Source organism: Nonomuraea sp. B1E8 (assembly GCF_039871515.1).
Lineage (GTDB): Bacteria > Actinomycetota > Actinomycetes > Streptosporangiales > Streptosporangiaceae > Nonomuraea.
Genome location: NZ_JBDPLS010000001.1, coordinates 1,352,912 through 1,375,529, shown reverse-complemented (window position 1 = coordinate 1,375,529; position 22,618 = coordinate 1,352,912). Strand labels below are relative to the sequence as shown.

Genomic DNA, 22,618 nt, shown 5'->3' with positions numbered 1-22,618 from the left:
CGCTCAGGCGTCGCGCCGCCGCAGCAACACGGCGCCGACGATCATGGTCACGGCGATCCAGACGAGATAGACGCCGAAGCCGCTCCACGGGCCGAGCGAGGCGTTGCGGACCAGCGGGACGGCCACCTGCATGCCCGCGTTGGTGGTGAAGTGGTCGGCCACCGTCCGGCTCATCTGGCCCGGCAGCATGCCGGTGATCTGGGGCAGCACCAGCATCAGCGCGATGGCCGAGACGATCGCGCCGGGCGTGTGGCGTACGAGCGTGCCCAGCGCCAGCCCGAACAGGCCGCACGCGGTGAGGTAGAGGCCGCAGCCCACCACCGCCCGCACGGCCTCCGCCATGTCGAGCGAGGGCGGCTGGGTGATGGCGACGCCCACGGCGAGCGAGGCGGCCGACGCGAGCGTGCACACGACCAGGGAGGTGACCGTGAACACCACGACCTTGCCGGTCAGCAGGCTCATCCGCTTGGGCACGGCCATCAGCGACGTGCGGATGCCGCCCGTACGGTATTCGCTGGAGATCACCAGCACGCCCAGCGTGGCGATGGACAGCGACGCGAACATGATGCCGGTCAGGCTCAGCATGACGGTCTGGGCGCCGGGGATGACGTCCTCGGTCGAGCCCCTGGCCGCGGAGGCGATGAGCGCGCCGATGCCCAGCATCAGCCCGGCGGTGACGGCCAGCGTCCACATCGTGGAGCGGACCGAGCGGATCTTGGTCCATTCGGACCTGAGAATGTCGATCATGAGGTGAACTCCAGGCTGTCCTTGGTCAGCTCCATGTACGCCGCTTCCAGCGAGGGCTGCACGAACGTCAGCTCCGCCAGCGGGATCCCGGCCCGCGCGGTGAGCGTGCCGATCTCGACCGGGCTCATCGCGGTCACCCGCAGGTGGTCGTGGTGGAGCTCGCCCACCTTGATCAGCTCGGCGACCTCGGCCAGCCGCGGCGAGCGCACCCGTACGTAGCCCTGCGAGCTGCGCCCGATGAACTCCTCCACGCTCGTGTCGGCGATCAGCGTGCCCTTACCGATCACGATCAGATGGTCGGCGGTCTGCGCCATCTCGCTCATCAGATGGCTGGAGACGAACACCGTGCGGCCCTCGGCCGCCAGTTCGCGCATGAACGTGCGGATCCACAGGATGCCGTCGGGGTCGAGCCCGTTGACGGGCTCGTCGAACAGCAGGATCTCCGGGTCGCCGAGCAGCGCGGCGGCGATGCCCAGGCGCTGCGACATGCCCAGCGAGAACCCGCCGATCCGGCGCCCGGCCACCTCGCGCAGGCCCACGGCCTCCAGCACCTCGTCCACGCGGCCGTTCTGGATGCCGTTGCTCTGCGCGATGGCCAGCAGGTGGTTGCGGGCGCTGCGCCCGCCGTGCACGGCCTTGGCGTCCAGCAGCGCGCCCACCTTGCGCAGCGGGTGTCGCAGCTCGGCGTACGGCAGCCCGTCCACGAGCGCCGTGCCGTCCGACGGCCGGTCGAGCCCCAGGATCATCCGCATGGTCGTGGACTTCCCCGCGCCGTTGGGGCCGAGGAAACCGGTCACCCGGCCGGGCTCGACGTCGAACGACAGGTCCGACACGGCGACGGTCTTGCCGTAGCGCTTGCTCAGGTTCGTTGCCCGTATCGCGGTCATGATCCCAGCGTGCCGTCGCGGGAGGTCGTGTGCCTCCTGCGCGGGAACCGCTTCCCGCGCGGAGGTCTGGGAGCCTGGTCCTACTCTCCCGGGTGGACGAGCGCCGCCTCGTAGGCGACGATCACCGCCTGCGCCCGGTCCCTGACGCCGATCTTGGCGAACAGGTTCGTCACGTGGTTCTTGACGGTCGAGGGGGAGACGGACAGGGCCGTGGCGATCTCGGCGTTCGACCGGCCGCGGGCGATCAGCACGAGGATCTCCCGCTCGCGCTCCGTCAGACCGGCCACCTCGGCGGGCACCGGGCGCCGAGGGCCGGCGTCCAGGGCTCCGGCGGCCCGTACGAACGTGCCGATCAGCCTGGTGAGCAGGCGCGGAGCGACGGCGGACTCGCCGCGGTGCACCACGCGCACGCCCTCGATCAGCTCCTCGGGGGAGACGTCCTTGGGCAGGAACCCGCCGGCTCCCGCCCTGAGCGCCGCGACCACGTTCTCGTCCAGGTCGAACGTGCTCAGCGCGAGCACCCGGACGTCCGGCAGCTCCGACGTGATCAGCTCGGTCGCGCGAACCCCGTCGAGGCCCGGCATGTGCAGGTCCATCAGCACCACGTCGGGGCGCAGCCGCCGGCTCAGGTCCACCGCCCGCGCGCCGTCGCCGGCCTCGCCCACGACACACATGTCCGGCTGGGCGTCGAGCATCAGTTTGAAGCCCACGCGCACCAGCGCATGGTCGTCGGCCAGCAGCACTTTGATCACGGTGTCTCCAGGGGGATGCGGGCGTGTACGCGGAAACCTCCTTGCGGGGCGCGGGGCCCTGTGGAGAGCTGGCCGCCGCACAGCGCCACCCGCTCGGCCATGCCTCCGAGCCCGAACCCCGGCGACCCGGTTCCCTTCGTGCTGCCGTCGTCGACCACCTCGACCTCGACGGCGTCCGGTTCGTACGCGAGCCGCACGCTCGCCCGCGCCCCGGGTGCGTGCTTGCGCGTGTTGGTCAGCGCCTCCTGCACGATCCGGTACACCGCGTGGTCCACGACGGCGGGCAGCGCGACGGGCTCTCCCTTGACGGTCAGGTGCGCGGGCAGCCCCGCCGACCTGGCCTCCTTGATCAGCGCAGGCAGTCGCTCGGCCCCCACCCCCGTGGCGGCGTCCGGCCCCTCGTGGCCGTCGGCTCTGAGCACGTCGAGCAGGCGGCGCATCTCGGACATCGCCTGGCGGGCGGTCTGCTCGGCGCTCTCCAGAGCGTCCCTGGTGACCTCCTGCTCTGCTGGGAGCGTGGCCCTGGCGCCGCCGACCAGGGCGTTGATCACGGTGATGTGGTGGGCGACCACGTCGTGCAGTTCCCTGGCGATGCGCCGCCGCTCGGCGCGGACCGCGGCGTCGGCGGCGTCCCGCCTGCCGCGTTCGTTCAGCTCGGTCCTGAGCCGGACGAGCTGCCCGACCCCGACGGGCACGCCGATGTTGAACAGGGCCGCGACCCAGCCGCCGTTGACCTGGTCCAGCTCCAGCACTGTCGCGTAGGCGACGACCGCCGCCGCCGAGGCGATCGCGGTCGTGCGGCCGGCGGTGTAGCGGCCCAGGCTGTAGTAGGCGACGAGCGTGGGGGCGTTGCTGGACGGCACGACGTCCGCCGCCACGCCGACCGCGTTGATCGCGGTGACCAGCGCGGTGACCAGGACCGGCCGGTGGCGCCGCATGAGCAGGAGCATGACGGCGACCAGGTAGGGCAGCGCGGTCAGGGCGAGCGCGGTGTTCCCCATGACGAGCATGACGGGGATCCCGATGATCGCGGGAAACCCGAACACGATCACCAGCGTCCTGTCGAAGACCTTGGGACGCCGGAAGAAGCGGATGAGCCTGAGTAAGGACCGTGCTGGGCGCACGCTAAGACACTAAGTCACGAATCGGCGAGGTCGCGGGGAGATGTCCACCGGATGAACCCGGGCTACAACGCGGTGTCTGCGCTGCGGTAACGTCGGCGGGACAGGGCGATCGCGGAGGGGTGGCATGAGCCGGTCGACACAGGTGATCTGGGACGACGCTCTCATCTCCTACGACTTCGGCCCTGGCCATCCGCTCGCCCCCGTGCGGGTCGAGCTGACCATGGCGCTCGCCCGCGAGCTCGGCGTCCTCGACAAGGTCGAGGTGGCCGGATGCGTGCCCGCCACCGACGACGAGCTGGCCATGGTCCACGAGCGCGACTACATCGAGGCAGTCAGGCGCGTGTCCGCCGACGGCCGGCCCGATCTCGGCGCCGGGCTCGGCACCACCGACAACCCCGCGTTCAAGGGGGTGCACGACGCCTCCGCGCTGATCGCCGGCGCCTCGCTGGCCGCCGCCCGCGCGGTCTGGGAGGGCTCGGCCGAGCACGCCGTCAACATCGCGGGCGGGCTGCATCACGCGATGCCCGCCACGGCCAGTGGGTTCTGCGTCTACAACGATCCCGCGCTGGCGATCGCGTGGCTGCTGCGCCAGGGTGCGAGCCGCATCGCGTACGTCGACGTGGACGTGCACCACGGCGACGGCGTGCAGGCGGTGTTCTACGACGACCCGAGGGTCCTGACGATCAGCCTGCACGAGAGCCCGCGCACGTTGTTCCCCGGCACCGGGTTCCCCCACGAGACCGGCGCCGACGGCACCGCCGTCAACGTGGCGCTCCCCGCCGGCTGCGGCGACCCCGGCTGGCTGCGGGCCTTCGGCGCGGTCGTGCCGCCGCTGCTGCGCGAGTTCGGGCCGGAGATCCTGGTGACGCAGCACGGTTGCGACAGTCACGCGCTCGACCCGCTGGCCAACCTGATGCTCAGCCTCGACGGCCAGCGCACCGCCTACTCCGCCCTGCACCGCCTGGCTCACGAGACGGCGGGCGGCCGGTGGATCGCGACGGGCGGCGGCGGTTACGAGCTGGTGCAGGTGGTGCCGCGGGCGTGGACGCATCTCATCGCGGAGCTGGCGGGCCATCCGATCGATCCGGCCACGCCGACGGGCGACGAGTGGCGCCAGTTCGTACGCGATCGCACCGGCGAGACGGCGCCGCTGACCATGACCGACGGTCGTCATCCGGAATTCAACGACCTTTCCGGTGGTTATGACCCATCTGACCCCATTGACCGTGCGATCATGGCGACCCGAAACGCGGTCTTCCCCCTGCACGGGCTCGACCCCCTGCCCTGACGAGGAAGAAAAGCAGTGCTGAGCCGCGACGAACTCCGAGAGCACCTTGTCCAGAGCCGCATCGCCGGCGATGTCGCGACCTCCCGCGAGAACAACCTCGACCACTACAGTTCCCTGGCCAACGGCGACCCCTACTACATGCTGGGGCTCACGTTCGACCAGCCGTGGTCCTACCGCGACATCCTGGCGCTGATGGCGAAGTCCGCCGGCGTGGTCTCCGACCCGTCGCACCGCTGGGGCCAGGACACCATCGACCCCGACCTGACGATCGACGCGGTCGACGCCATGGCCGAGCGCGTCGCCGCCGTGCTGTCGCGGCCCGGCCCGTCCGTGTTGTTCGCCACCGGGCACCCGACCGGCCTGCTCGCCGTCCACCTGCCGCTGGCCAGGCTCTGCGCCGAGCGCGGCGCGCGGCTGCTGACCCCCGGGGAGGGCTGGACGTACTCCGGGTCCGGGTTCGCCCGGCCGCGGCAGATCCGCTATCTGCAGGGTGTCGCGATGCTCGACGACAAGGGCGGGTTCGTGCACACCCACGACGCCGACCCGATGCGCCACATGCTCTCCGAGCTCGACGGCGAGTGGCCCGACCTGGTTATCGCCGACCACGGCTGGGCAGGAGCGGCGGGAGAGGCAGGTGCGCCCACTGTGGGGTTCGCCGACAGCAATGACCCGGGATTGTTCGTCGGTGAGGCTGAAGGGAAGATTGACGTAGTAGTGCCACTTGACGACAATGTGCTACCCCGATATTACGCTCCGTTGACGGAGCGGCTCGTCACTCTGGTCTCACGAGCCCTTCAGGTCTAATTCGGTCATCCCCATACCGTCTTTTCGCGCCTGCATTCCAAGAGGCTCGCCGTCCCTTTGCCAACTTTTGGCACCGCTCCGGCGACTCTTATGTGTGGCAACTTGGACAGTTCCAACGTCCGGGTGAGGTGCTCGGCCCGGCTGCTGGCCAGCGACTTTGCTGGTTCGGCTGACAGGTGGCTCCGTTGACTGAGAAAATAGGGGGTTTGCGCACTCGGAGTCCCGACTTACGCTGACGGCAGTACACGTGCGTGAGCAATGGCACCAGTGGGGATAACCCGTAAACACGTGCGGAAGAGGCGTCCGATGGGTGCAGGCGAAAGACCTCTCAGTGAGGTGAAGTTCCTGACCGTTGCTGAAGTGGCCACGGTCATGAGGGTGTCCAAGATGACGGTGTACCGGCTCGTCCACTCTGGCGAGCTGCCGGCCATCCGAGTCGGCCGGTCGTTCAGGGTCCCTGAGCAGGCGGTACACGACTATCTGCGTGAGGCCTACATCGAGGCTGGTTAGCGTAGCGACGTGGACGACCATGTCGTGAGTGCTGTCGCGGGAGAGGCCCGGTCGCCATAAGACGCGACCGGGTGCTCGCCCCCCGATGGGCGATCTACCGTCGATCGCCGGTAGTCTGTGAGCCGGTGTGCGCTCGCACTCCGTTCAGACTTAGTCACGACCTGGGGGTCCCGTGGGCTCTGTGATCAAGAAGCGCCGCAAGCGGATGGCGAAGAAGAAGCACCGCAAGCTGCTCAAGAAGACCCGCATCCAGCGGCGCAACAAGAAGTAACACCGACGCAGCTGCGAGGCGCTGATGACCCACACTGTGCTCGTCACCGGGGTCTCGCGCCACATAGGCGCCCGGGTGGCGAGCGAGCTTGCCGCCGACCCGGACATCGGCCGTGTCATCGGAGTGGACACCGTGCCGCCCCCCTCGCTGACGCGAGACGGTGGCATGTCGCTCGGCCGGACGGAGTTCGTCCGGGTGGATCTGCGCAGCCCCGACATCGCCCAGGTGATCGCGGCCGCGGACATCGGCACCGTTGTGCACATGAGCCTGGTCAGCGCTCCGTCAAGGAGCGGCGGCAGGGCCGCCATGAAAGAGCACAACGTCATCGGCACCATGCAACTGCTCGGTGCCTGCCAGCGGTCGGCGACCGTGCGGCGCGTGGTGGTCCGCTCCACCACCGCCGTCTACGGCTCGTCGCCGCGCGATCCTGCGGTGTTCACCGAGGACCTGGAGCCGCACGACGGCCCCAGCCACGGCTATGCCAAAGACGCGGTCGAGGTCGAGGGCTACGTGCGGGGTTTCGCGCGGCGCCGTCCTGACGTGACGGTGTCGCTGCTGCGCTTCGCCAACTTCATGGGTCCCGGCGTCGACTCGCCGTTGACGCGCTACTTCACCCAACCGGTGTTGCCGACCGTGCTCGGCTTCGACCCCCGGCTGCAGTTCGTCCACGAGGACGACGCGGTCGAGGTGCTGCGGCGGATGGCGACAGAGGATCACCCCGGCACGTTCAACGTGGCCGGGGTGGGCGTGTTGCTCCTGTCGCAGTGCACGAGAAGGGCGGGGCGGCCGTCGCTGCCGCTGCCCGCGCCCGCCTTCACGACGCTCGGCAGCGCCGCGCGCGGGCTCGGCCTGGTCGAATACTCGCCCGAGCAGCTCAGGCTGATGAGCCACGGCCGGGCGGTCGACACCTCCAGGCTGGAGAACGAGCTCGGGTGGAGGCCCAAGTTCACGACCGCGGCGGCCTTCGACGACTTCCTGCGCTCGCGCCGGCTGCAGCCGTTCGGAGGTGTGCGGAGTTGAGCGTTCCCGACGAGGACGACGCTCGCGTCATCCCCATCAGCGCGGCGCCGTCCTACACCGGCGAGCCCGAGCCCGAGCCTCTGGCGAAGCTCCTGGCCTTCCTGCGCAGGCGCATCAGCGGCGACTACGACGTCGACGAGTTCGGCTACGACGCCGAGTTGACCGACAAGGTCGTCCTGGAGCTGATCAGGCCCCTCTACCACCACTGGTTCAGGGTGGAGACGGCCGAGCTGAAGAACATCCCGGACGAGGGCGGCGCGCTCGTCGTCGCCAACCACTCCGGCACGCTGCCCGTCGACGCGCTGATGTTGCAGGTCGCCCTGCACGACGAGGCGGGCAGGGCGCTGCGGCTGCTCGGCGCCGACCTGGTCTACCAGCTGCCGCTGCTCAGCCACCTGTCCCGCAAGACGGGCCACACGCTGGCCTGCCGCGAGGACGCCGACCGGCTGCTGCGCAAGGGTGAGCTGGTCGGCGTGTTCCCCGAGGGGTTCAAGGGCGTCGGCAAGCCGTTCTCCGAGCGCTACAAACTGCAGCGGTTCGGCCGTGGCGGCTTCGTGGCCTCGGCCATCCGTGCCGGGGTGCCGATCGTGCCCACCGCGATCGTCGGGGCCGAGGAGATCTATCCCAAACTCGGCGACCTGAGGTTCCTGGCCCGGCTGCTCGGCCTGCCCTACCTGCCGATCACGCCGTTCTTCCCGCTGCTCGGGCCGCTCGGCCTGGTGCCGCTGCCGTCGAAGTGGGTGATCGAGTTCGGCGAGCCGATCCGCACCGACGACTACGAGCCGTCGGCCGCCGACGATCCCATGCTGGTGTTCAACCTCACCGACCACGTGCGCGAGGTCATCCAGCAACTGCTCAACGAGCTGCGGCTGCGGCGCGGGCCGGCTTTCCCGCTCTTTCTCTGACGGCCCAGACCTCGCACGGCGAGGGCGCCCACGTGGTGGCCGGCTCGCGACCGGGTTGTGGCGAGCGCCTTCGGCTGGAACAGGGCGTCAGCCCTGTGTGCGGTAGTGCCTGCGCAGGGCGATGCCCGCGGCGACGCCGCCCGCCACGGCGCCCACGCCCGCGGCGATGGGCAGCGCCGTCAGCGTGGCCTTGCGGCCGGTCCTGAAGTCTCTGATCGGCCAGTCGTGCTTCTTGGCGTATTCGCGCAGCTCGCTGTCGGGGTTGATGGCCACGGCCCGCCCGACCAGCGACAACATCGGCAGGTCGTTGGCGGAGTCGCTGTAGGCCGTGCACTGGGTCAGGTCGAGCCCCTCCCTGCGCGCCAGCGCCCTGACCGCCTCCGCCTTGGCCGGGCCGTGGAGCAGGTCGCCGACCAGGCGCCCGGTGTAGACGCCGTTGCTCGACTCGGCGACCGTGCCGAGCGCGCCCGTCAGCCCGAGCCGCTGCGCGATGACCCTGGCCAGCTCGACGGGGGTGGCGGTGACCAGCCAGACCCGCTGGCCCGCGTCGAGGTGGCTCTGGGCGAGCGCCCGCGTGCCGCCCCAGATGCGGTCGGCCATGACCTCGTCGTAGATCTCCTCGCCGAGGCGTACGACGTCGTCGACCTTGGCGCCGGCGACGAACGCGAGCGCGGTCTCCCTGGCCACCGCGATGTGCTCGGGGTTCTCGTTGCCGCGCAGCCGGAACACCGCCTGCCCCACCGCGAACTTGAACAGGTCGGACGTGGTGAACAATCCCCGGGTGGCCAGCCCGCGGGCGAAGTGGTAGATCGAGGCGCCGCGCATCATCGTGTTGTCGACGTCGAAGAAGGCCGCCGACTGGAGGTCGGGCTCGACCGGCGCGACGGTGACCGCTGCCTGTGCCGCGGCCTCGCCGGCGGCCTGGGGCTCCGTTTCGTGTCGTCGTCGCATTAGCCGCCACATGCGCTTCAGCTTATCGACCTACCCGGGGGCGACCAGACCCTTGATGTAGTCGAGGTAGCCCTCGGCCTGGGCCAGCTGGTCCCGCTTGAGCTGCCGCAACATCGGCCCGACGACCTCCTGCTGGTGGCGGGCGAATTTTTTGATCTTCGGCGAGCGCGGTTCGGCCCGCCTCAGCCTGCTGATCCCCGCGCGTGTCGATTCCTCCATGTCCTTCAGCGTCCTGCCGACCAGCGGGCCGCCGTTGGACGAGCCGAGCAGGCTGGCGACCTCCTCCGCGCGGGCCTTGGCCGAACGGAGCTCGCGCTCGCCGCGCGCGGCCTCGTTGGTGCTGAGCCTGACGAGAGCGCTCTCCGCGGCGCGCTTGAGAGGGTAGAGGGAGTCACCGGGGACCGCCTGGTAGGTGGCGAAGGACGCGACCATCATGGCCGCCGACAGCCCGACGGCGGCCAGCTGCGACAGCAGCGGCCTCGGGTGCGCGGGCCGGCGGCGGGCGTGTCTGGGGCGGGCCGGCCTCTCGGGCAGGAGTTCGCCGGTGATCGGCCCATTGATCGGCCCGGTGATCGGCCCGGTGATCGGCCCGGTGATCGGCCCGGTGATCGGCCCGGTGATCGGCCCGGTGATCGGCCCGGTGATCGGCTCCGAGAGCAGTTCGGCACGGAGCCGGTCGCGGAAGGCGGGGTCAGGGGCGCCGCCGAGAGGCAGCCTGGGCAGGTCCGTCAGTTGCTCGAGCACGCGCTCCCGCCGATCGCGTGCCCTACCCATGACGGCTCCCTTACGGATCCTGCTGTGACATTTGCCTAACGAGGTGCGGATGGTGGAGGTTACGCCAGGTCGTGCTTGAGAGCCCTGGCCAGCGCCCGGACGGCCCGGAACTGCAGCGCTTTGATCGCTCCGCTCTTCTTTCCCATGATGAGCGCGGTCTCCGCGAGCGACAGGCCGTGCAGGAAGCGCAGGACCACGCATTCCTGCTGTTCGGGATTGAGATCCCGGACGGCACGCAGCACCCGGTCGTTGATGATGGCCGTGACCACGGCGTTCTCCGGGATGTGCGAGCCGTCGAGCGGGACATCGATCACCTCTCCTGTCGGCACCTCGAGCCGGTAGCGGCCGGACTTGAAATGGTCGGTCACCAGGTTTCGCGCGATGGTCACGAGCCAGGCGCCGAAGTCGCGGCCCTGCCAGGTGAAGTCGGCGATTCTGCGCAGCGCGCGCAGGAAGGTCTCGCTGGTCAGATCCTCGGCGAGGGGGTGGGAGCCCACCCGGAAATAGATGTAGCGGTAGACGAGGTCCACGTAGCGGTCGTAGAGCGTGCCAAACGACTCCGTGCAGCCGCTCTTGGCATGAAGCACCAGCGTACGTACGTCATCGGGCACTTCTTCGTGCACGGCGAGCTCGCCCGTCAGGGCAGGCGCGGCGCCCGCAGGCGCAAGCAGCCCGGCGAACGGCGACGAGTCAGGCATCCGGTATCCCTGGGGGTAAGGGGTGCGGCTGCTCGAACACTCTAGAAATCAACCGGAAATTCCACAATCCACAGCATGCTTGCATGACTAGGCGTAATCGGAAGATACCGTGTTATCGCGAACCCCCGCCGCCTGCGGCGCGCATCTCGCTGCCCGTGGCCCCCAAGGGAGGCCCGAGCAGGCACGTTTCGTCTACGGCTACCGGCTGGGAGGCATAGTCCGGCAGCATTGGAGTCACCATGGAGATCCTCGTTGCTGTCATAGCCCTTGCCGGTGCGCTGCTGGCCGCGTTCGCGGCGGGCGCCCTGATCCAACGCCTGAGGGACGAGCCGGACGGGTGGTTGATCGCCTGGACCGTCGCGGTGGCGGCGCTCGCGCTGTCACTGGGCGTGATCGCCATCGGCTCCTTCTTCGGGTTCGGCAGCGTCACGTTCCGGATCTACCAGGTGACGGGGTCGTTGCTGGCCCCGCTCTGGCTGGCCGTCGGCATGGTGCAGCTGCTGGCGGAGAAGGCGCCGCCGAGATTCCTGGCCTGGTTGTTCGGCATCGCGCTCACCGTCGTGTCCGTCGCGATCATGATCTTCGACCCGCTCCGCGTCGAGCAGATGGGCCAGGCGCTGCCGTCGGGCTCGGCCGTCTGGGCGATCATCCCCAGCTACCTGCTGACCGGCGTGCACGCCATCGACGCGCTGGTGATGCTGGCCATGCTCGTGGTCGCCGGGCTCAGGTGGCGCGACGGCGACGAGTACGACACCGACAACCTGCACGCCTCGGCCGTCATCGTCCCGTCAGGGCTGGCGCTCGTGGGCGCGATGCGGTTCTCGGTGCCCGCGGTGTTCACCACGGCGCTGCTCGCCGTCGCCGCGGCGGCCGTCTGGTACACCGTGCTGCGGCCCCTGGCGCCGTACGAGGACGACGAGGACGACTTCGCCCCCCAGCGCGACGAGCGCCCGCCGCGCGGTGACGATCGCTCTCAGCGCCGCGACGTACGGGCACAGCACCGCGAGGAGCGGCCGGCGCCCGCGGTCCCGGCAGGGGAGCGCCCGATGTTCCGCGACGAGCAGCCGGTTCACCGGGGCAGGCCGGAGAGCGTGCCCGCCGCCGAACCGCCGCGCAGATCGTCGGGGCTGGGCGATCTGGTGGCCGAATATCGCGCGGGCGACCAGGAGGTCGACTACGCCGCCCGCATGGCGCCGCCGCCCGACGCCGGGCCCTCGACCGGCTACATCATGAACGGCGCGCCGCCCGCCGGCGCGCCGTCCCAGCGCCCCGACTCCGCCATGCCGGGCACGGGGTCGGTCTTTCCCGGCGCCGACGTGTTCACCCCGGCACAGCAGCAGGCCGGCGGCAAGCCCTCGCCCAACATCTACGGCCTGCTCACCGTCTTCACGATCATGGACGGCGCGGGCGACGCGTTCGACATGCTGGCCGAGGCCACGGTCGAGGCGGTGCGCCGCGGCGAGCCCGACACGCTCGTCTACGCCTGCCACGCGGTCAAGTCGGCGCCCCTGCAGCGCATCGTCTACGAGCTCTATCGCGACGAGATCGCCTACCGCGACCACCAGCGGCAGCCGCACGTCGAGAGGTTCATCAACGAGCGGCAGGCGATGGTGCTGGCCACCAACGTCATCGAGCTCAACGTCAACGCCGCCAAGGTGGTGCCACTGCCGACGGTGATGTTCTAGGCGCTGAGCGCGGCGCGCAGGCGGGTCTCGTCGACCCGCCAGAAGTCGTGCTGCACGCCGTCGATCAGCGTGACCGGGATCATCTCCCAGTATTTCTCCTTGAGCTCCTCGGAGGAGTCGATGCTGAGCTCCTCCCACGGCACGCCGAGCTCGCCGGCCACTCGGGCGATGACCTCGCGCGCGTCGTCACACAGGTGGCAGCCGGGCTTGCCGAGCAGGGTGATGCGATGCATGAGGCCAACGGTATGCGAGACGTCCGCCACTCCGCGCCCGTGACTTTGTGCATCGGTTCACAAAGGGATTAACCTGAAAGACGGTTCGATTCCGTTCACCGCGGTCCCCAAGCCGCCTGTTCCCTGGAGCTCCGGCACGTGAAGAGCCCGTCCCAACCCCGTGACCGCGGCATCCCCGAGGCGACGGTCGCCAGGCTCCCGTTGTACCTGCGGGCGCTGCACGGGATGGCCGAGCGAGGCATCGCGACCGTCAGCTCCGAGGATCTGGCGGGGGCCGCCGGGGTCAACTCCGCGAAGCTCCGCAAGGATTTGTCACATCTCGGTTCGTACGGCACGCGTGGCGTAGGCTATGAAGTCGAATACCTCGTCTACCAGATCTCGCGCGAGCTCGGCCTGACGCAAGACTGGGCGGTCGCCATCGTGGGAGTCGGCAACCTCGGGCGCGCGTTGGCCAACTACGGCGGCTTCGTCTCCAGGGGCTTCCGGGTCGCGGCGCTTGTCGACGCCGACCCCGAAGTCGTGGGCGACACCATCGCGGGATTGAATGTGGAGCACATCGACGACCTGGAAGCCGTGATCGTTCAGCGTGGAGTCTCGATCGTGGTTCTGGCGACACCTGCGGCGGCGGCGCAGAAGGTGTGTGATCGCGTGACAGCCGTGGGAGTGACCAGCATCTTGAATTTCGCCCCAGTTGTGCTTTCGGTTCCGGACGGCGTCGATGTCCGTAAAGTCGACCTATCAATCGAACTGCAGATTCTCGCGTTCCACGAGCAACGCAAGGCTGGGGGGCCACTCATGGCGATGGACAGTCAATGAGTGTTCTGGCTATCGGACTCAGCCACCGGACGGCGCCGGTGGCCCTGCTCGAGCGCGTCTCGGTGACGGGTGACGCGCTCGCCAAGCTCCTGCACGACGTGCAGGGCGACCCCTGCGTGGCTGAGGCCATGGTCGTCTCGACCTGCAACCGGGTCGAGGTCTACGTCACGGTCGACCGCTTCCACGCCGCCGTCACCGCCGTCAGCCGCCTGCTGGGCGTGCACTCGGGTGTCCCCGTCGAGGAGCTCACGCCACACCTCTACGTGCACTACGAAGAGCGGGCCGTCGAGCACCTGTTCTCCGTGGTGTGCGGCCTCGACTCCATGGCCGTCGGCGAGGGTCAGATCCTCGGCCAGGTCCGCCGCTCCCTCAAGCTGGCGCAGCGCCGCGGCACCGTCGGCGCCACCCTCAACGAGCTGGTCCAGCAGGCGCTGCGGGTGGGCAAGCGGGCCCACCACGAGACCGGCATCGACCAGGCAGGCGCCTCCCTCGTCACCGCGGGCCTCACGCTGGCCGGTGACCTGGCCGGGCGGCGGGCGCTGGTGGTCGGCGCGGGTTCCATGAGCTCGCTGGCCGCCGCCACGCTGGCACGGGCCGGGGTCACCGACATCGTCGTGGCCAACCGCACCTACGACCGCGGCGCCCGGCTGGCCGAGTCGGTCGGCGGCCGGGCGGTCGAGTTCTCCGCCGTGGCCGACGAGCTGGCCGGCGCCGACCTCGTCATCACCTGCACAGGCGCGGGCCGCCACGTCATCACGCCCGGCATGCTGACCCGTCCCGTGTTCCTGCTCGACCTGGCGCTGCCGCACGACATCGACCCCGCCGTACGCGCCGTGCCCGGCGTCACGCTGGTCGACCTGGAGACGATCCAGGACTCCGGCGTCGGCGCGCGCGAGGGCGACGCGGTCGAGTCCGTACGCGCCCTCGTCGCCGAAGAACTGCGGGCCTACCTCGACGCCGAGCGGGCCTCCAGGGTCACGCCGACCGTGGTGGCGCTGAGGAGCAAGGCGGCCGACGTCGTCGAGTCGGAGCTCGGCCGCCTCCTGATGCGGATGCCCGACCTGGACGAGCGGGCGCGCGACGAGGTCGCCATGACCGTGCAGCGGGTCGTCGACAAGCTGCTCCACGAGCCGACCGTGCGTGTCAAGCGGCTCGCCACCTGCCCAGGCGGCGATCATTATGCCGAAGCGCTGCGCGAGCTGTTCGGCCTGGATCCGAAGATGCCCGAGGCCGTGAGGGAGGTGGAGCTGTGACCTCGCTCCCGCGCGCGTTGCGGCTGGGCACCCGCCGCAGCCTCATGGCGACCACGCAGTCCCAGATGGTGGCCGACGCCTACATGGGGCGCACCGGCCGCGCGATCGAGCTGGTCGGCATCACGACCTTCGGCGACGTGACCAAGGCCCACCTCGCGCAGCTCGGCGGCACGGGCGTGTTCGTCAGCGCGCTGCGCGACAAGCTGATCGACGACGAGGTCGACTTCGCCGTCCACTCGCTGAAGGACCTGCCCACCACCCAGGACCCCCGCTTCACGCTGGCCGCGCTCCCCGCCCGCCACGACCACCGCGACGCGCTGGTCGGGCCGCGCAAGTTCGCCGATCTCGCCCCCGGAGCCAGGGTCGGCACCGGCTCCCCCCGCCGGGTCGCCATGCTGAGCGCCCTGCGGCCCGACCTCGAATACGTCCCGATCCGCGGCAACGCCGACACGCGCATCGGCAAGGTCACCTCCGGCGAGCTCGACGCCGTCGTGCTCGCCTCCGCCGGCCTGAACAGGATCGGCCGCGACGCGGAGGTCGCGCAGATCTTCGAGATCGAGGAGCTGCTGCCGGCGCCCGGGCAGGGCGCGCTGGCGGTGGAGTGCCGCGCCGACCGCGCCGACCTGGTCGAATTCCTCGGCGTGCTCGACGACCCGCGCACCCGCTCCGCTGTGACGGCCGAGCGCGCCGTGCTGAACGCGCTCGAGGCCGGATGCTCGGCACCGGTGGGTGCGTTCGCGGCCGATGACGGGCACACTCTGAACCTGACCGCAGTGGTCGTCTCGCTCGACGGCCGCGAGGCGGTCCGCAAGTCCGCCGCCGGCTCTCCTTCGGAGGCTGCTAACCTGGGCCGCCTCCTGGCGGCCGAGATGATCTCCGAAGGGGCCGACAGATTGATGGGGGAGCAGTCCCATTGAGCTCCGATAGTCCAACCTCCGGTCTCGTCGCGTTCGTGGGCGCGGGACCCGGCGATCCCAAGCTGCTCACGCTCCGCGCCGCCGAGTTGCTCGGCAAGGCCGGCGTGGTGGTGCTCGACACGGAAACGCACGGCCCGCTGCTGGGGCACTGCCGCGAAGGCGTCGAGGTCGTCGAGGACGACCTCCAGTCCGCCGTCAAGCGCGCCGCGCGTGGGGAAGTCGTGGTCCGCCTGTGCGAGGGCGACCCGACGCTGTTCTCGTCGATCACCGAGGAGGTCGCGGCCTGCGCCGCGGCGGGGGTGGACTTCGAGATCGTGCCCGGCGTGCCGCCCGCGACAGCCGTGCTCGACTACGCCGGCATCCCGGCGGCCACCGAGGTGCCGGAGTTCAGGGTCGTCGACGCGGCCCAGGACCAGGACTGGGCCGTCCACGCCGCCTGCCGCGGCACGCTGGTGATCTACCACGGCATCGGCGACGCCGTGGCCATCGGCAAGGCGCTCATTGCCGGCGGCAAGCCCGACACCACCCCCGTCGCGGTGACCAGCGGCGGCACCACCACCGAGCAGTACACCGTGGTGTCCTCGCTCGGCCGGCTCCAGGCCGACCTCAAGCACGCCGGGTTCGCCGAGCCGGCCCTCATCGTGGTCGGCGACGCCGTGGAGGCGCGCGACAGGCTCTCGTGGTTCGAGACCAAGCCGCTGTTCGGGTGGCGGGTGCTGGTGCCGCGTACGAAGGAGCAGTCCCGCAGCCTGTCGGAGCAGCTCATCTCGTACGGCGCGGTGCCCGAGGAGGTGCCGACCATCTCGGTCGAGCCGCCCCGCACCCCGCAGCAGATGGACCGCGCCATCAAGGGCCTGGTCACCGGCCGCTACGAATGGGTGGCCTTCACCAGCGCCAACGCGGTCAAGGCCGTGCGCGAGAAGTTCGAGGAATACGGCCTCGACGCGCGCGCGTTCGCCGGGCTCAAGGTGGCCGCGGTGGGTGACGCGACCGCGCGGGCCCTGGTCGAGTTCGGGGTCAAGCCCGACCTGCTGCCGTCGGGCGAGCAGTCGTCCGAGGGGCTGGTGGCCGAGTGGCCGCCCTACGACTCGATGCTCGACCCGATCAACCGCGTGCTGCTGCCGAGGGCCGACATCTCCACCGACACGCTCGTGGCCGGGCTCACCGAGCTGGGCTGGGAGTGCGACGACGTCACCGCCTACCGCACCGTGCGGGCCGCGCCGCCGCCCGCGCCCATCCGCGAGGCCATCAAGGGCGGCGGCTTCGACGCCGTGCTCTTCACGTCGTCGTCCACCGTGCGCAACCTCGTGGGCATCGCGGGCAAGCCGCACAACGTCACCGTGATCGCGGTCATCGGGCCGCAGACGGCCAAGACCGCCGAGGAGTTCGGGCTCCGGGTCGACGTCATGGCCGGCAAACCGTCCGCGTCCGCCCTGGCCACCGCGTTGGCCGAGTTCGGAACAAAGCAGCGCCAGGCGGCCGTGGCCGCCGGCGACACCCCGCGCCGGCCCTCGCAGAACCGCCGCGGCGCCAGGAGGAGAGCCAGATGAGCGCGCGATTCCCCGTCGCCCGTCCCCGCAGGCTGCGCAGGAGCCCAGCCCTGCGCCGCATGGTGGCCGGCACCAGGCTGCACCCCGCCGACCTGATCCTGCCCGCGTTCGTCAAGGAGGGCATCGCCGAGCCGCAGCCCGTGGCCTCGATGCCGGGCGTGGTCCAGCACACCCGCGACTCGTTGCGCAAGGCGGCCCACGAGGCCGCGCAGGCGGGTGTGGGCGGGCTGATCCTGTTCGGCATCCCGGCCGTGAAAGACGCGCGCGGCTCGGCCGCCGACGACCCCGACGGCATCCTGCAGGTCGCGCTGCGCGAGGTGAACGCCGAGGTCGGCGACGCCATCGTGGTGATGGCCGACACGTGTCTCGACGAGTTCACCGACCACGGACACTGCGGCATCCTCACCTCCTCTGGCGACGTCGACAACGACGCCACCCTGGAGCGGTACGCCTCGATCGCGGTCGCCCAGGCGGCGGCCGGGTCGCAGATGGTGGCGCCGAGCGGGATGATGGACGGCCAGGTGGGGGCGATCCGGGCGGCGCTCGACGGCGCCGGCCACGGCGAGGTCCCGATCCTGGCCTACACCGCGAAATACGCTTCGGCCTTCTTCGGACCGTTCCGCGAGGCCGCCGAGTGCGCGCCGCAGTTCGGCGACCGCAGCACCCACCAGCAGGATCCCGCGGGCCGGCAGGAGGAGGCGCTGCGCGAGCTCCGCCTCGACCTCGCCGAGGGCGCCGACGCGGTCATGGTCAAGCCGGCCATGGCCTACCTCGACGTCATCACCCGCTTCCGCGACGAGGCCGACGTGCCCGTGGCGGCCTACCAGGTGAGCGGCGAATACGCCATGATCGAGGCCGCCGCGGCCAACGGCTGGGTCGACCGCGACCGGACGATCATGGAGTCACTGGTCGCGATCAAGCGTGCGGGGGCCGACCTGATCCTCACCTACTGGGCCACCGAAGTGGCGCGGCGGCTCTAACCGAGGGGTTCCCGTCAACGCGTGAGGCTCGTGCGTTAGAGTGCGAGCAGACGAGAAAGTTGTTACACGGCTGCCGCTACGGCCTCGACCTGGCACGCACATGAGCAGGTTCTCGTCAGGCAACCAAGTGCCGGTGTGTCCCGCGTGTGCGTACGGCCCGGAGCCGGGACCTCCTCAGGCGCTGGACTCGACGGGAGACACCAATGGTGGGGGTACCACTGGCTCGGCGTACCAGAAAACGTTCGCGGCCTACACGCATCGATCTCGTGCTCGAATACGCCGCGATGGGCTGGCCCGTGGTGCCAGGGGCGTTCCCGCTGCGACAGGGCCCGCGCGCGTGTTCGTGTGACCGTCTCGGCTGTCCCGACCCCGGCGCCCATCCGCTCTCGCCCGCCTGGCACCTGCAGGCCACGACCGACGCGGCGCTGCTCACGCGCTGGTGGCAGGCCGAGCCGGAAGCCAATGTGATTCTTCCCACCGGCCGCGTGTTCGACGTCTTCGACGTGCCGCTCGCGATCGGCCTCTCCGCCCTCACCCGCATCGACAACGCCGGAGCGCACTCAGGCCCGGTCGCCGCCAAAGGCGACCGGGTCTTGTTCTACGTGGCCACACGGGGCAACCCGGAGGACGAGGACGAGTGGTGGTCGTGCCACCTCGACTGCGATCCCGCGACGATCGACGACACGCCTGGGCTGCGCTGGCACTGCCGTGACAGCTACGTCGTCGCGCCGCCCTCCACTCTGCCGGCCGGCCAGCCGGTCTCCTGGCTGCGGCCGCCCGACGGCCTGCCCCTGCCCGACCCGCTGCGCATCCTGGAGTGGCTGGCCGACTGAGTCACGCTGCCTCGTCGAACTCGCCACGCTCTGCCCGGGCGGCCAGCTTCTCCAGGGCCTCGATCCGTCACCATGGCGAGGTCGTCCCGCGACGAGGGGCGAGGGGCCCCGCGGCTAACCTGGGTCGGGTGAGCCGTACACAGAACTCCGAGGACCTGTTCGCCCGCGCCCGCCGGCTCGTGCCCGGGGGCGTCAACTCTCCGGTGCGCGCGTTCGGCGCGGTGGGCGGCACGCCCCGCTTCATGGCCTCGGCGCAGGGCCCCTACCTCACCGACGTCGACGGCAACCGCTACGTCGACCTGGTCTGTTCCTGGGGCCCGATGATCCTCGGCCACCGTCATCCCGCGGTCGTCGAGGCCGTGTCCGAGGCGGCCGCCCACGGTTTCTCCTACGGCACGGCCACGCCCGGCGAGGTCGAGCTGGCCGAGGAGATCGTCGGCAGGGTGGCGCCCGTCGAGAAGGTGCGCCTGGTCAGTTCCGGCACCGAGGCGACGATGAGCGCCGTGCGGCTGGCGCGCGGCTTCACCGGGCGGTCCAAGGTGATCAAGTTCGCCGGGTGCTACCACGGGCACGTCGACGCGCTGCTGGCCGCGGCCGGGTCGGGGGTGGCGACGTTCGGGCTGCCGGACACGCCGGGCGTGACCGGGGCGGCGGCGGCCGACACGATCGTGTTGCCGTACAACTCGATCGAGGCCGTCGAGCAGGCGTTCGCCGCCGGCGACGTCGCGTGCGTGATCACCGAGGCGTGCCCGGCGAACATGGGGGTGGTCCCGCCGCGCGACGGCTTCAACGCGCGGCTGCGCGAGTTGTGCACGGCCCACGGCGCGCTGCTCGTCGTCGACGAGGTGCTGACGGGCTTCAGAGTCTCGCGCTCCGGCTGGTACGGCCTCGACCCGGTCGACGCCGACCTGATGACGTTCGGCAAGGTCATGGGCGGCGGGCTGCCGGCGGCGGCGTTCGGCGGACGGGCCGACGTCATGGCCCACCTGGCTCCTGAGGGCCCCGTCTATCAGGCGGGCACGTTGTCCGGCAATCCGCTGGCCTGCGCGGCGGGGCTGGCCACGCTCCGGGCGCTCGACGACGACGCCTACGCGCGCGTGGACGCCGCGGCGTCCCAGGTGGGCGGCGCGGCGTCCGAGGCGCTCGCCGCGGCGGGGGTGCCGCACCGGCTGCAGCGGGCGGGCAGCCTGTTCTCGATCTTCTTCACGGAGTCGGAGGTCACGAGCTTCGAGGAGGCCAGGACACAGGACACCGCCGCGTTCACCGCGTTCTTCCACGCGATGCTGGAGCAGGGCGTCTACCTGCCGCCGTCGGCGTACGAAGCGTGGTTCCTGTCGGCCTCGCACGACGACGAGGCGCTCAACCGCGTCGCCGACGCGCTCCCGGCGGCGGCGAAGGCGGCCGCGGCCGCCGCCTAGTGCGCCCCCCGGCCTCCCCGCGAACAGCGGGGCGGGGAACGCCGCCAGGGCGAACCTGAGTCCGGCGTACTGCAGGGGTGGGAAGTGGCGCAGGCCGGTCTGCATCACGAGGAAGTTGAAGCCTCAGACCAAGCGCAGGAACTCGCCGCGAGAGAGCGACGTAGGAGCCAACGCGTGGCGAAGCGGGCGCGACCATGAGCACGCGGCTGTGCCGACGGCGAGGGCGAGGTGGTGGGGGCTCGCTCAGCGTGCGGGCTTCTGGTAGCGGATGCGCTGCTCGCGGGCCTGCTCGGCGAGGACCTTGAGGTACGAGACGGTGTCGGGACGTTGCCTCTTCAGCTTGATGATTCTCATGCATCTATTTTCGTCTGCTACACAATCAACGACAAGCGAGACTTTCTACGCTAAACCATTTAGACTGGCTTACATGTTGGACCTGAACCGGCTCAAGGCTCTTCACGCTGTGCACGTCTACGGGTCGGTCGGTGCCGCCGCCGACGCGCTGATGGTGACGCCGTCGGCGGTGTCCCAGCAGATCGCCAAGCTGGAGCGGGAGACCGGCGCCAAGCTCATGGAGCGCAACGGCCGCGGCGTGCGGCTGACGGACGCGGCCGGCCTGCTCGCCGAGCACGCCGAGCGCATCCTCGCCCTGGTCGAGACCGCGGAGGCCGACTTCGAGGCGCTGCGCGGCGAGGTCGTCGGCCGGCTCAACGCCGCCGCCTTCCCCACCGCCGTGCGCGGCGTCATGCCCGCCGCCCTCGTCGCGCTCAGGAAGCGCCACCCCGACCTGTGGGTGCAGCTGCACGAGCGCGAGCCCGAGCGCGTCGTGCGCGACGTGGCCAGGGGCGAGCTCGACCTGGGAGTGATCCAGGACTGGCTCAACAGGCCCATGGCCATCCCCGACGGCCTGTCCAGGGCCACGCTGCTCGACGACATCGCCGACGTCGCCATCCCCGCCGGCCACCCGCTGGCGGGCAGGAAGGAGGTGGAGCTGGCCCAGCTGCACGGCGAGCGGTGGATCAGCGGCTCGCCCGGCACCGTCTGCCACGACTGGCTGGTGTTCACGTTGCGCAGCGCCTCGATCGAGCCGGTGATCGCCTGCATGGCCGATGAATATCCGACCCAGCTCGCGCTCGTGGCCGCCGGGCTGGGCTGCGCGATCGTCCCCCGTCTCGGCCGGGACTGCGTGCCCGACGGCGTGAGCCTCGTCCCCCTCAGGCCGCGCCAGTCACGCCGCATCTACGCGATCTGGCGCTCCGACGCCGCCCGCCGCCCCGCGATCAGGGCCATGGTGGAGGCGCTCGCCGAGGCCAGCAGGACGCAGGAGAACGCCTGGGCGGTCAGCTGAGCGTGACGGCCACGATGCCGCCGACGATCACGCCCGCCGCCAGCAGCCTGCGCCGCAGGTCGCCCTCGGCCAGCAGCCGCCCGCCGAGCAGGACCCCGATCAGCACGCTGACCTCCCGGGCCGGCGCCACCACGCTCACCGGCGCCATCGTGAAGGCGAACAACACCAGCACGTACGAAACGAAGATCAGCACAGCCGTCCCCACGATCCGGAACCGGTGCTCCCGCCACACGGGCAGCACCAGCTCCCGCCTCGTGCCCAGCACGACGGGCGCGAGCACGAGGGCACGGGCGGCCTCGCCGAGGTAGTTGAGCATGAGCGGCGCCACCGCGAACGCGGTCACCACCTGCGAGTCCCACACCGTGTAACCCGCGATGAACACCCCCGTGGCCAGCCCGGGCGCCACCGCCTTGAGCCCGGCCCTCGCGTTGCCGCCGCTGAGCATGAACACGCCGATCCCGACCAGCACGATCCCCGCCACACCGGCCGGCGACGGCCGCTCGCCGAGGAACAGCACGGCGAAGAGGCTGGCCAGCATCGGCCCGGTGCCGCGCGCGACCGGATAGACGACCGACAGGTCCGCGGTGCCGTACCCCCGCTGGAGCAGCACGAAGTAGCCGAGGTGCAGGGCCATGCTGCCGCTGATCACGGCGAGGTCCTGCCAGGTCGGGAGGTCCGCCGTGACGATCAGGTATCCGGCGAACAACGGCGCCCACACGACCGCGGCCGCGACGGCGACGAGCCAGACGAAGACGAGGCCGTCGGCCTGGGAGGCCTTCTTGCTGAGGATGTTCCACGAGGCGTGGGCGACGGCGGCGACCAGAACGAGGACGAGTGCCCATGGACTCAACGCG

24 protein-coding genes are annotated in these 22,618 nt (G+C 70.7%); 15 read left to right on the top strand and 9 right to left on the bottom strand.

Annotation, left to right across the window (positions count from 1 at the left end; all coding sequences use genetic code 11):
* Positions 1-3: 3 nt before the first annotated feature.
* The 4 genes from ABGA98_RS06640 to ABGA98_RS06625 all read right to left on the bottom strand — a co-directional run bounded on the left by ABGA98_RS06640 (position 4) and on the right by ABGA98_RS06625 (position 3,510).
* Positions 4-747: an ABC transporter permease subunit gene (locus ABGA98_RS06640; protein WP_347617250.1), complete on the bottom strand. Its 744-nt coding sequence runs from the start codon at positions 745-747 to the stop codon at positions 4-6.
* Positions 744-1,634, bottom strand: coding sequence for an ATP-binding cassette domain-containing protein (locus ABGA98_RS06635; protein WP_347617249.1), 891 nt, complete (start codon positions 1,632-1,634; stop codon positions 744-746). Before ABGA98_RS06635 ends, ABGA98_RS06640 begins: the two co-directional genes overlap by 4 nt.
* 80 nt (positions 1,635-1,714) lie before the next feature.
* Positions 1,715-2,386, bottom strand: a complete 672-nt coding sequence (locus ABGA98_RS06630) for a response regulator transcription factor (RefSeq protein ID WP_347617248.1) — start codon at positions 2,384-2,386, stop codon at positions 1,715-1,717.
* Complete coding sequence (locus ABGA98_RS06625) at positions 2,383-3,510, bottom strand: histidine kinase (RefSeq protein ID WP_347617247.1); 1,128 nt, start codon at positions 3,508-3,510, stop codon at positions 2,383-2,385. The genes ABGA98_RS06630 and ABGA98_RS06625 overlap by 4 nt, the downstream gene beginning before the upstream one ends.
* 124 nt (positions 3,511-3,634) lie before the next feature.
* Between ABGA98_RS06625 and ABGA98_RS06620 the strand changes: the two genes are divergently transcribed.
* From ABGA98_RS06620 to ABGA98_RS06595, 6 genes are all read left to right on the top strand, one after another.
* Entirely contained in the window at positions 3,635-4,798 is a 1,164-nt protein-coding gene (locus ABGA98_RS06620) for an acetoin utilization protein AcuC (protein ID WP_347617246.1), read from the top strand.
* Between the two features lie 15 nt (positions 4,799-4,813).
* Positions 4,814-5,602 carry a phosphatase gene (locus tag ABGA98_RS06615; RefSeq protein WP_347617245.1) on the top strand — a complete coding sequence of 263 codons (789 nt, stop codon included), beginning with the start codon at positions 4,814-4,816 and terminating at the stop codon, positions 5,600-5,602.
* Positions 5,603-5,908: 306 nt separating this feature from the next.
* The gene (locus ABGA98_RS06610) at positions 5,909-6,112 is read left to right on the top strand and encodes a helix-turn-helix domain-containing protein (protein WP_026214222.1); all 204 of its coding nucleotides are present in this window, start codon (positions 5,909-5,911) and stop codon (positions 6,110-6,112) included.
* 172 nt (positions 6,113-6,284) lie between these two features.
* Entirely contained in the window at positions 6,285-6,383 is a 99-nt protein-coding gene (locus tag ABGA98_RS06605) for an AURKAIP1/COX24 domain-containing protein (protein WP_018654693.1), read from the top strand.
* Positions 6,384-6,407: 24 nt separating this feature from the next.
* Positions 6,408-7,403, top strand: a complete 996-nt coding sequence (locus ABGA98_RS06600) for an NAD-dependent epimerase/dehydratase family protein (protein ID WP_347617244.1) — start codon at positions 6,408-6,410, stop codon at positions 7,401-7,403.
* A 35-nt stretch (positions 7,404-7,438) separates the two neighbouring features.
* On the top strand, positions 7,439-8,308 hold the full coding sequence (locus ABGA98_RS06595) for a lysophospholipid acyltransferase family protein (protein WP_347617719.1): 870 nt from the start codon (positions 7,439-7,441) through the stop codon (positions 8,306-8,308).
* Between the two features lie 87 nt (positions 8,309-8,395).
* On the opposite strand, the gene ABGA98_RS06590 is transcribed toward ABGA98_RS06595, so the two are convergent.
* Genes ABGA98_RS06590 through ABGA98_RS06580 form a run of 3 tightly spaced genes read right to left on the bottom strand, consistent with a single transcriptional unit; the run spans position 8,396 to position 10,731 of the window.
* On the bottom strand, positions 8,396-9,259 hold the full coding sequence (locus ABGA98_RS06590) for an HAD-IB family hydrolase (RefSeq protein ID WP_246083048.1): 864 nt from the start codon (positions 9,257-9,259) through the stop codon (positions 8,396-8,398).
* A gap of 30 nt (positions 9,260-9,289) precedes the next feature.
* Positions 9,290-10,033, bottom strand: a complete 744-nt coding sequence (locus ABGA98_RS06585) for a DUF5667 domain-containing protein (RefSeq protein WP_347617243.1) — start codon at positions 10,031-10,033, stop codon at positions 9,290-9,292.
* A 59-nt stretch (positions 10,034-10,092) separates the two neighbouring features.
* Positions 10,093-10,731: a sigma-70 family RNA polymerase sigma factor gene (locus tag ABGA98_RS06580; RefSeq protein WP_347617242.1), complete on the bottom strand. Its 639-nt coding sequence runs from the start codon at positions 10,729-10,731 to the stop codon at positions 10,093-10,095.
* A gap of 239 nt (positions 10,732-10,970) precedes the next feature.
* On the opposite strand from ABGA98_RS06580, the gene ABGA98_RS06575 reads away from it, so the two are divergent.
* A complete protein-coding gene (locus ABGA98_RS06575) occupies positions 10,971-12,416 on the top strand; it encodes an antibiotic biosynthesis monooxygenase (RefSeq protein WP_347617241.1) in 1,446 nt (481 codons plus the stop codon).
* Here ABGA98_RS06575 and ABGA98_RS06570 read toward each other — a convergent pair.
* Positions 12,413-12,649, bottom strand: coding sequence for a glutaredoxin family protein (locus tag ABGA98_RS06570; RefSeq protein ID WP_347617240.1), 237 nt, complete (start codon positions 12,647-12,649; stop codon positions 12,413-12,415). The two genes, ABGA98_RS06575 and ABGA98_RS06570, sit on opposite strands and share 4 nt — an antisense overlap.
* Before the next feature lie 138 nt (positions 12,650-12,787).
* On the opposite strand from ABGA98_RS06570, the gene ABGA98_RS06565 reads away from it, so the two are divergent.
* The 8 genes from ABGA98_RS06565 (at position 12,788) to ABGA98_RS06530 (ending at position 21,764) form a co-directional block, all read left to right on the top strand.
* The gene (locus ABGA98_RS06565; RefSeq protein ID WP_347617239.1) at positions 12,788-13,465 is read left to right on the top strand and encodes a redox-sensing transcriptional repressor Rex; all 678 of its coding nucleotides are present in this window, start codon (positions 12,788-12,790) and stop codon (positions 13,463-13,465) included.
* Positions 13,462-14,718 carry a glutamyl-tRNA reductase gene (locus ABGA98_RS06560; protein WP_347617238.1) on the top strand — a complete coding sequence of 419 codons (1,257 nt, stop codon included), beginning with the start codon at positions 13,462-13,464 and terminating at the stop codon, positions 14,716-14,718. Before ABGA98_RS06565 ends, ABGA98_RS06560 begins: the two co-directional genes overlap by 4 nt.
* The gene (gene hemC, locus ABGA98_RS06555) at positions 14,715-15,635 is read left to right on the top strand and encodes a hydroxymethylbilane synthase (protein ID WP_347617237.1); all 921 of its coding nucleotides are present in this window, start codon (positions 14,715-14,717) and stop codon (positions 15,633-15,635) included. Before ABGA98_RS06560 ends, hemC begins: the two co-directional genes overlap by 4 nt.
* 35 nt (positions 15,636-15,670) lie before the next feature.
* Complete coding sequence (locus tag ABGA98_RS06550) at positions 15,671-17,185, top strand: uroporphyrinogen-III synthase (RefSeq protein ID WP_347617236.1); 1,515 nt, start codon at positions 15,671-15,673, stop codon at positions 17,183-17,185.
* Positions 17,182-18,165 carry a porphobilinogen synthase gene (gene hemB / locus ABGA98_RS06545; RefSeq protein WP_347617235.1) on the top strand — a complete coding sequence of 328 codons (984 nt, stop codon included), beginning with the start codon at positions 17,182-17,184 and terminating at the stop codon, positions 18,163-18,165. The genes ABGA98_RS06550 and hemB overlap by 4 nt, the downstream gene beginning before the upstream one ends.
* A gap of 203 nt (positions 18,166-18,368) precedes the next feature.
* Complete coding sequence (locus ABGA98_RS06540; RefSeq protein ID WP_347617234.1) at positions 18,369-18,998, top strand: bifunctional DNA primase/polymerase; 630 nt, start codon at positions 18,369-18,371, stop codon at positions 18,996-18,998.
* 128 nt (positions 18,999-19,126) lie between these two features.
* Entirely contained in the window at positions 19,127-20,416 is a 1,290-nt protein-coding gene (gene hemL, locus ABGA98_RS06535; protein WP_347617233.1) for a glutamate-1-semialdehyde 2,1-aminomutase, read from the top strand.
* A 427-nt stretch (positions 20,417-20,843) separates the two neighbouring features.
* Complete coding sequence (locus ABGA98_RS06530; protein WP_347617232.1) at positions 20,844-21,764, top strand: LysR family transcriptional regulator; 921 nt, start codon at positions 20,844-20,846, stop codon at positions 21,762-21,764.
* On the opposite strand, the gene ABGA98_RS06525 is transcribed toward ABGA98_RS06530, so the two are convergent.
* A complete protein-coding gene (locus ABGA98_RS06525; RefSeq protein ID WP_347617231.1) occupies positions 21,757-22,614 on the bottom strand; it encodes a DMT family transporter in 858 nt (285 codons plus the stop codon). The genes ABGA98_RS06530 and ABGA98_RS06525 overlap by 8 nt on opposite strands.
* Positions 22,615-22,618: the final 4 nt, after the last annotated feature.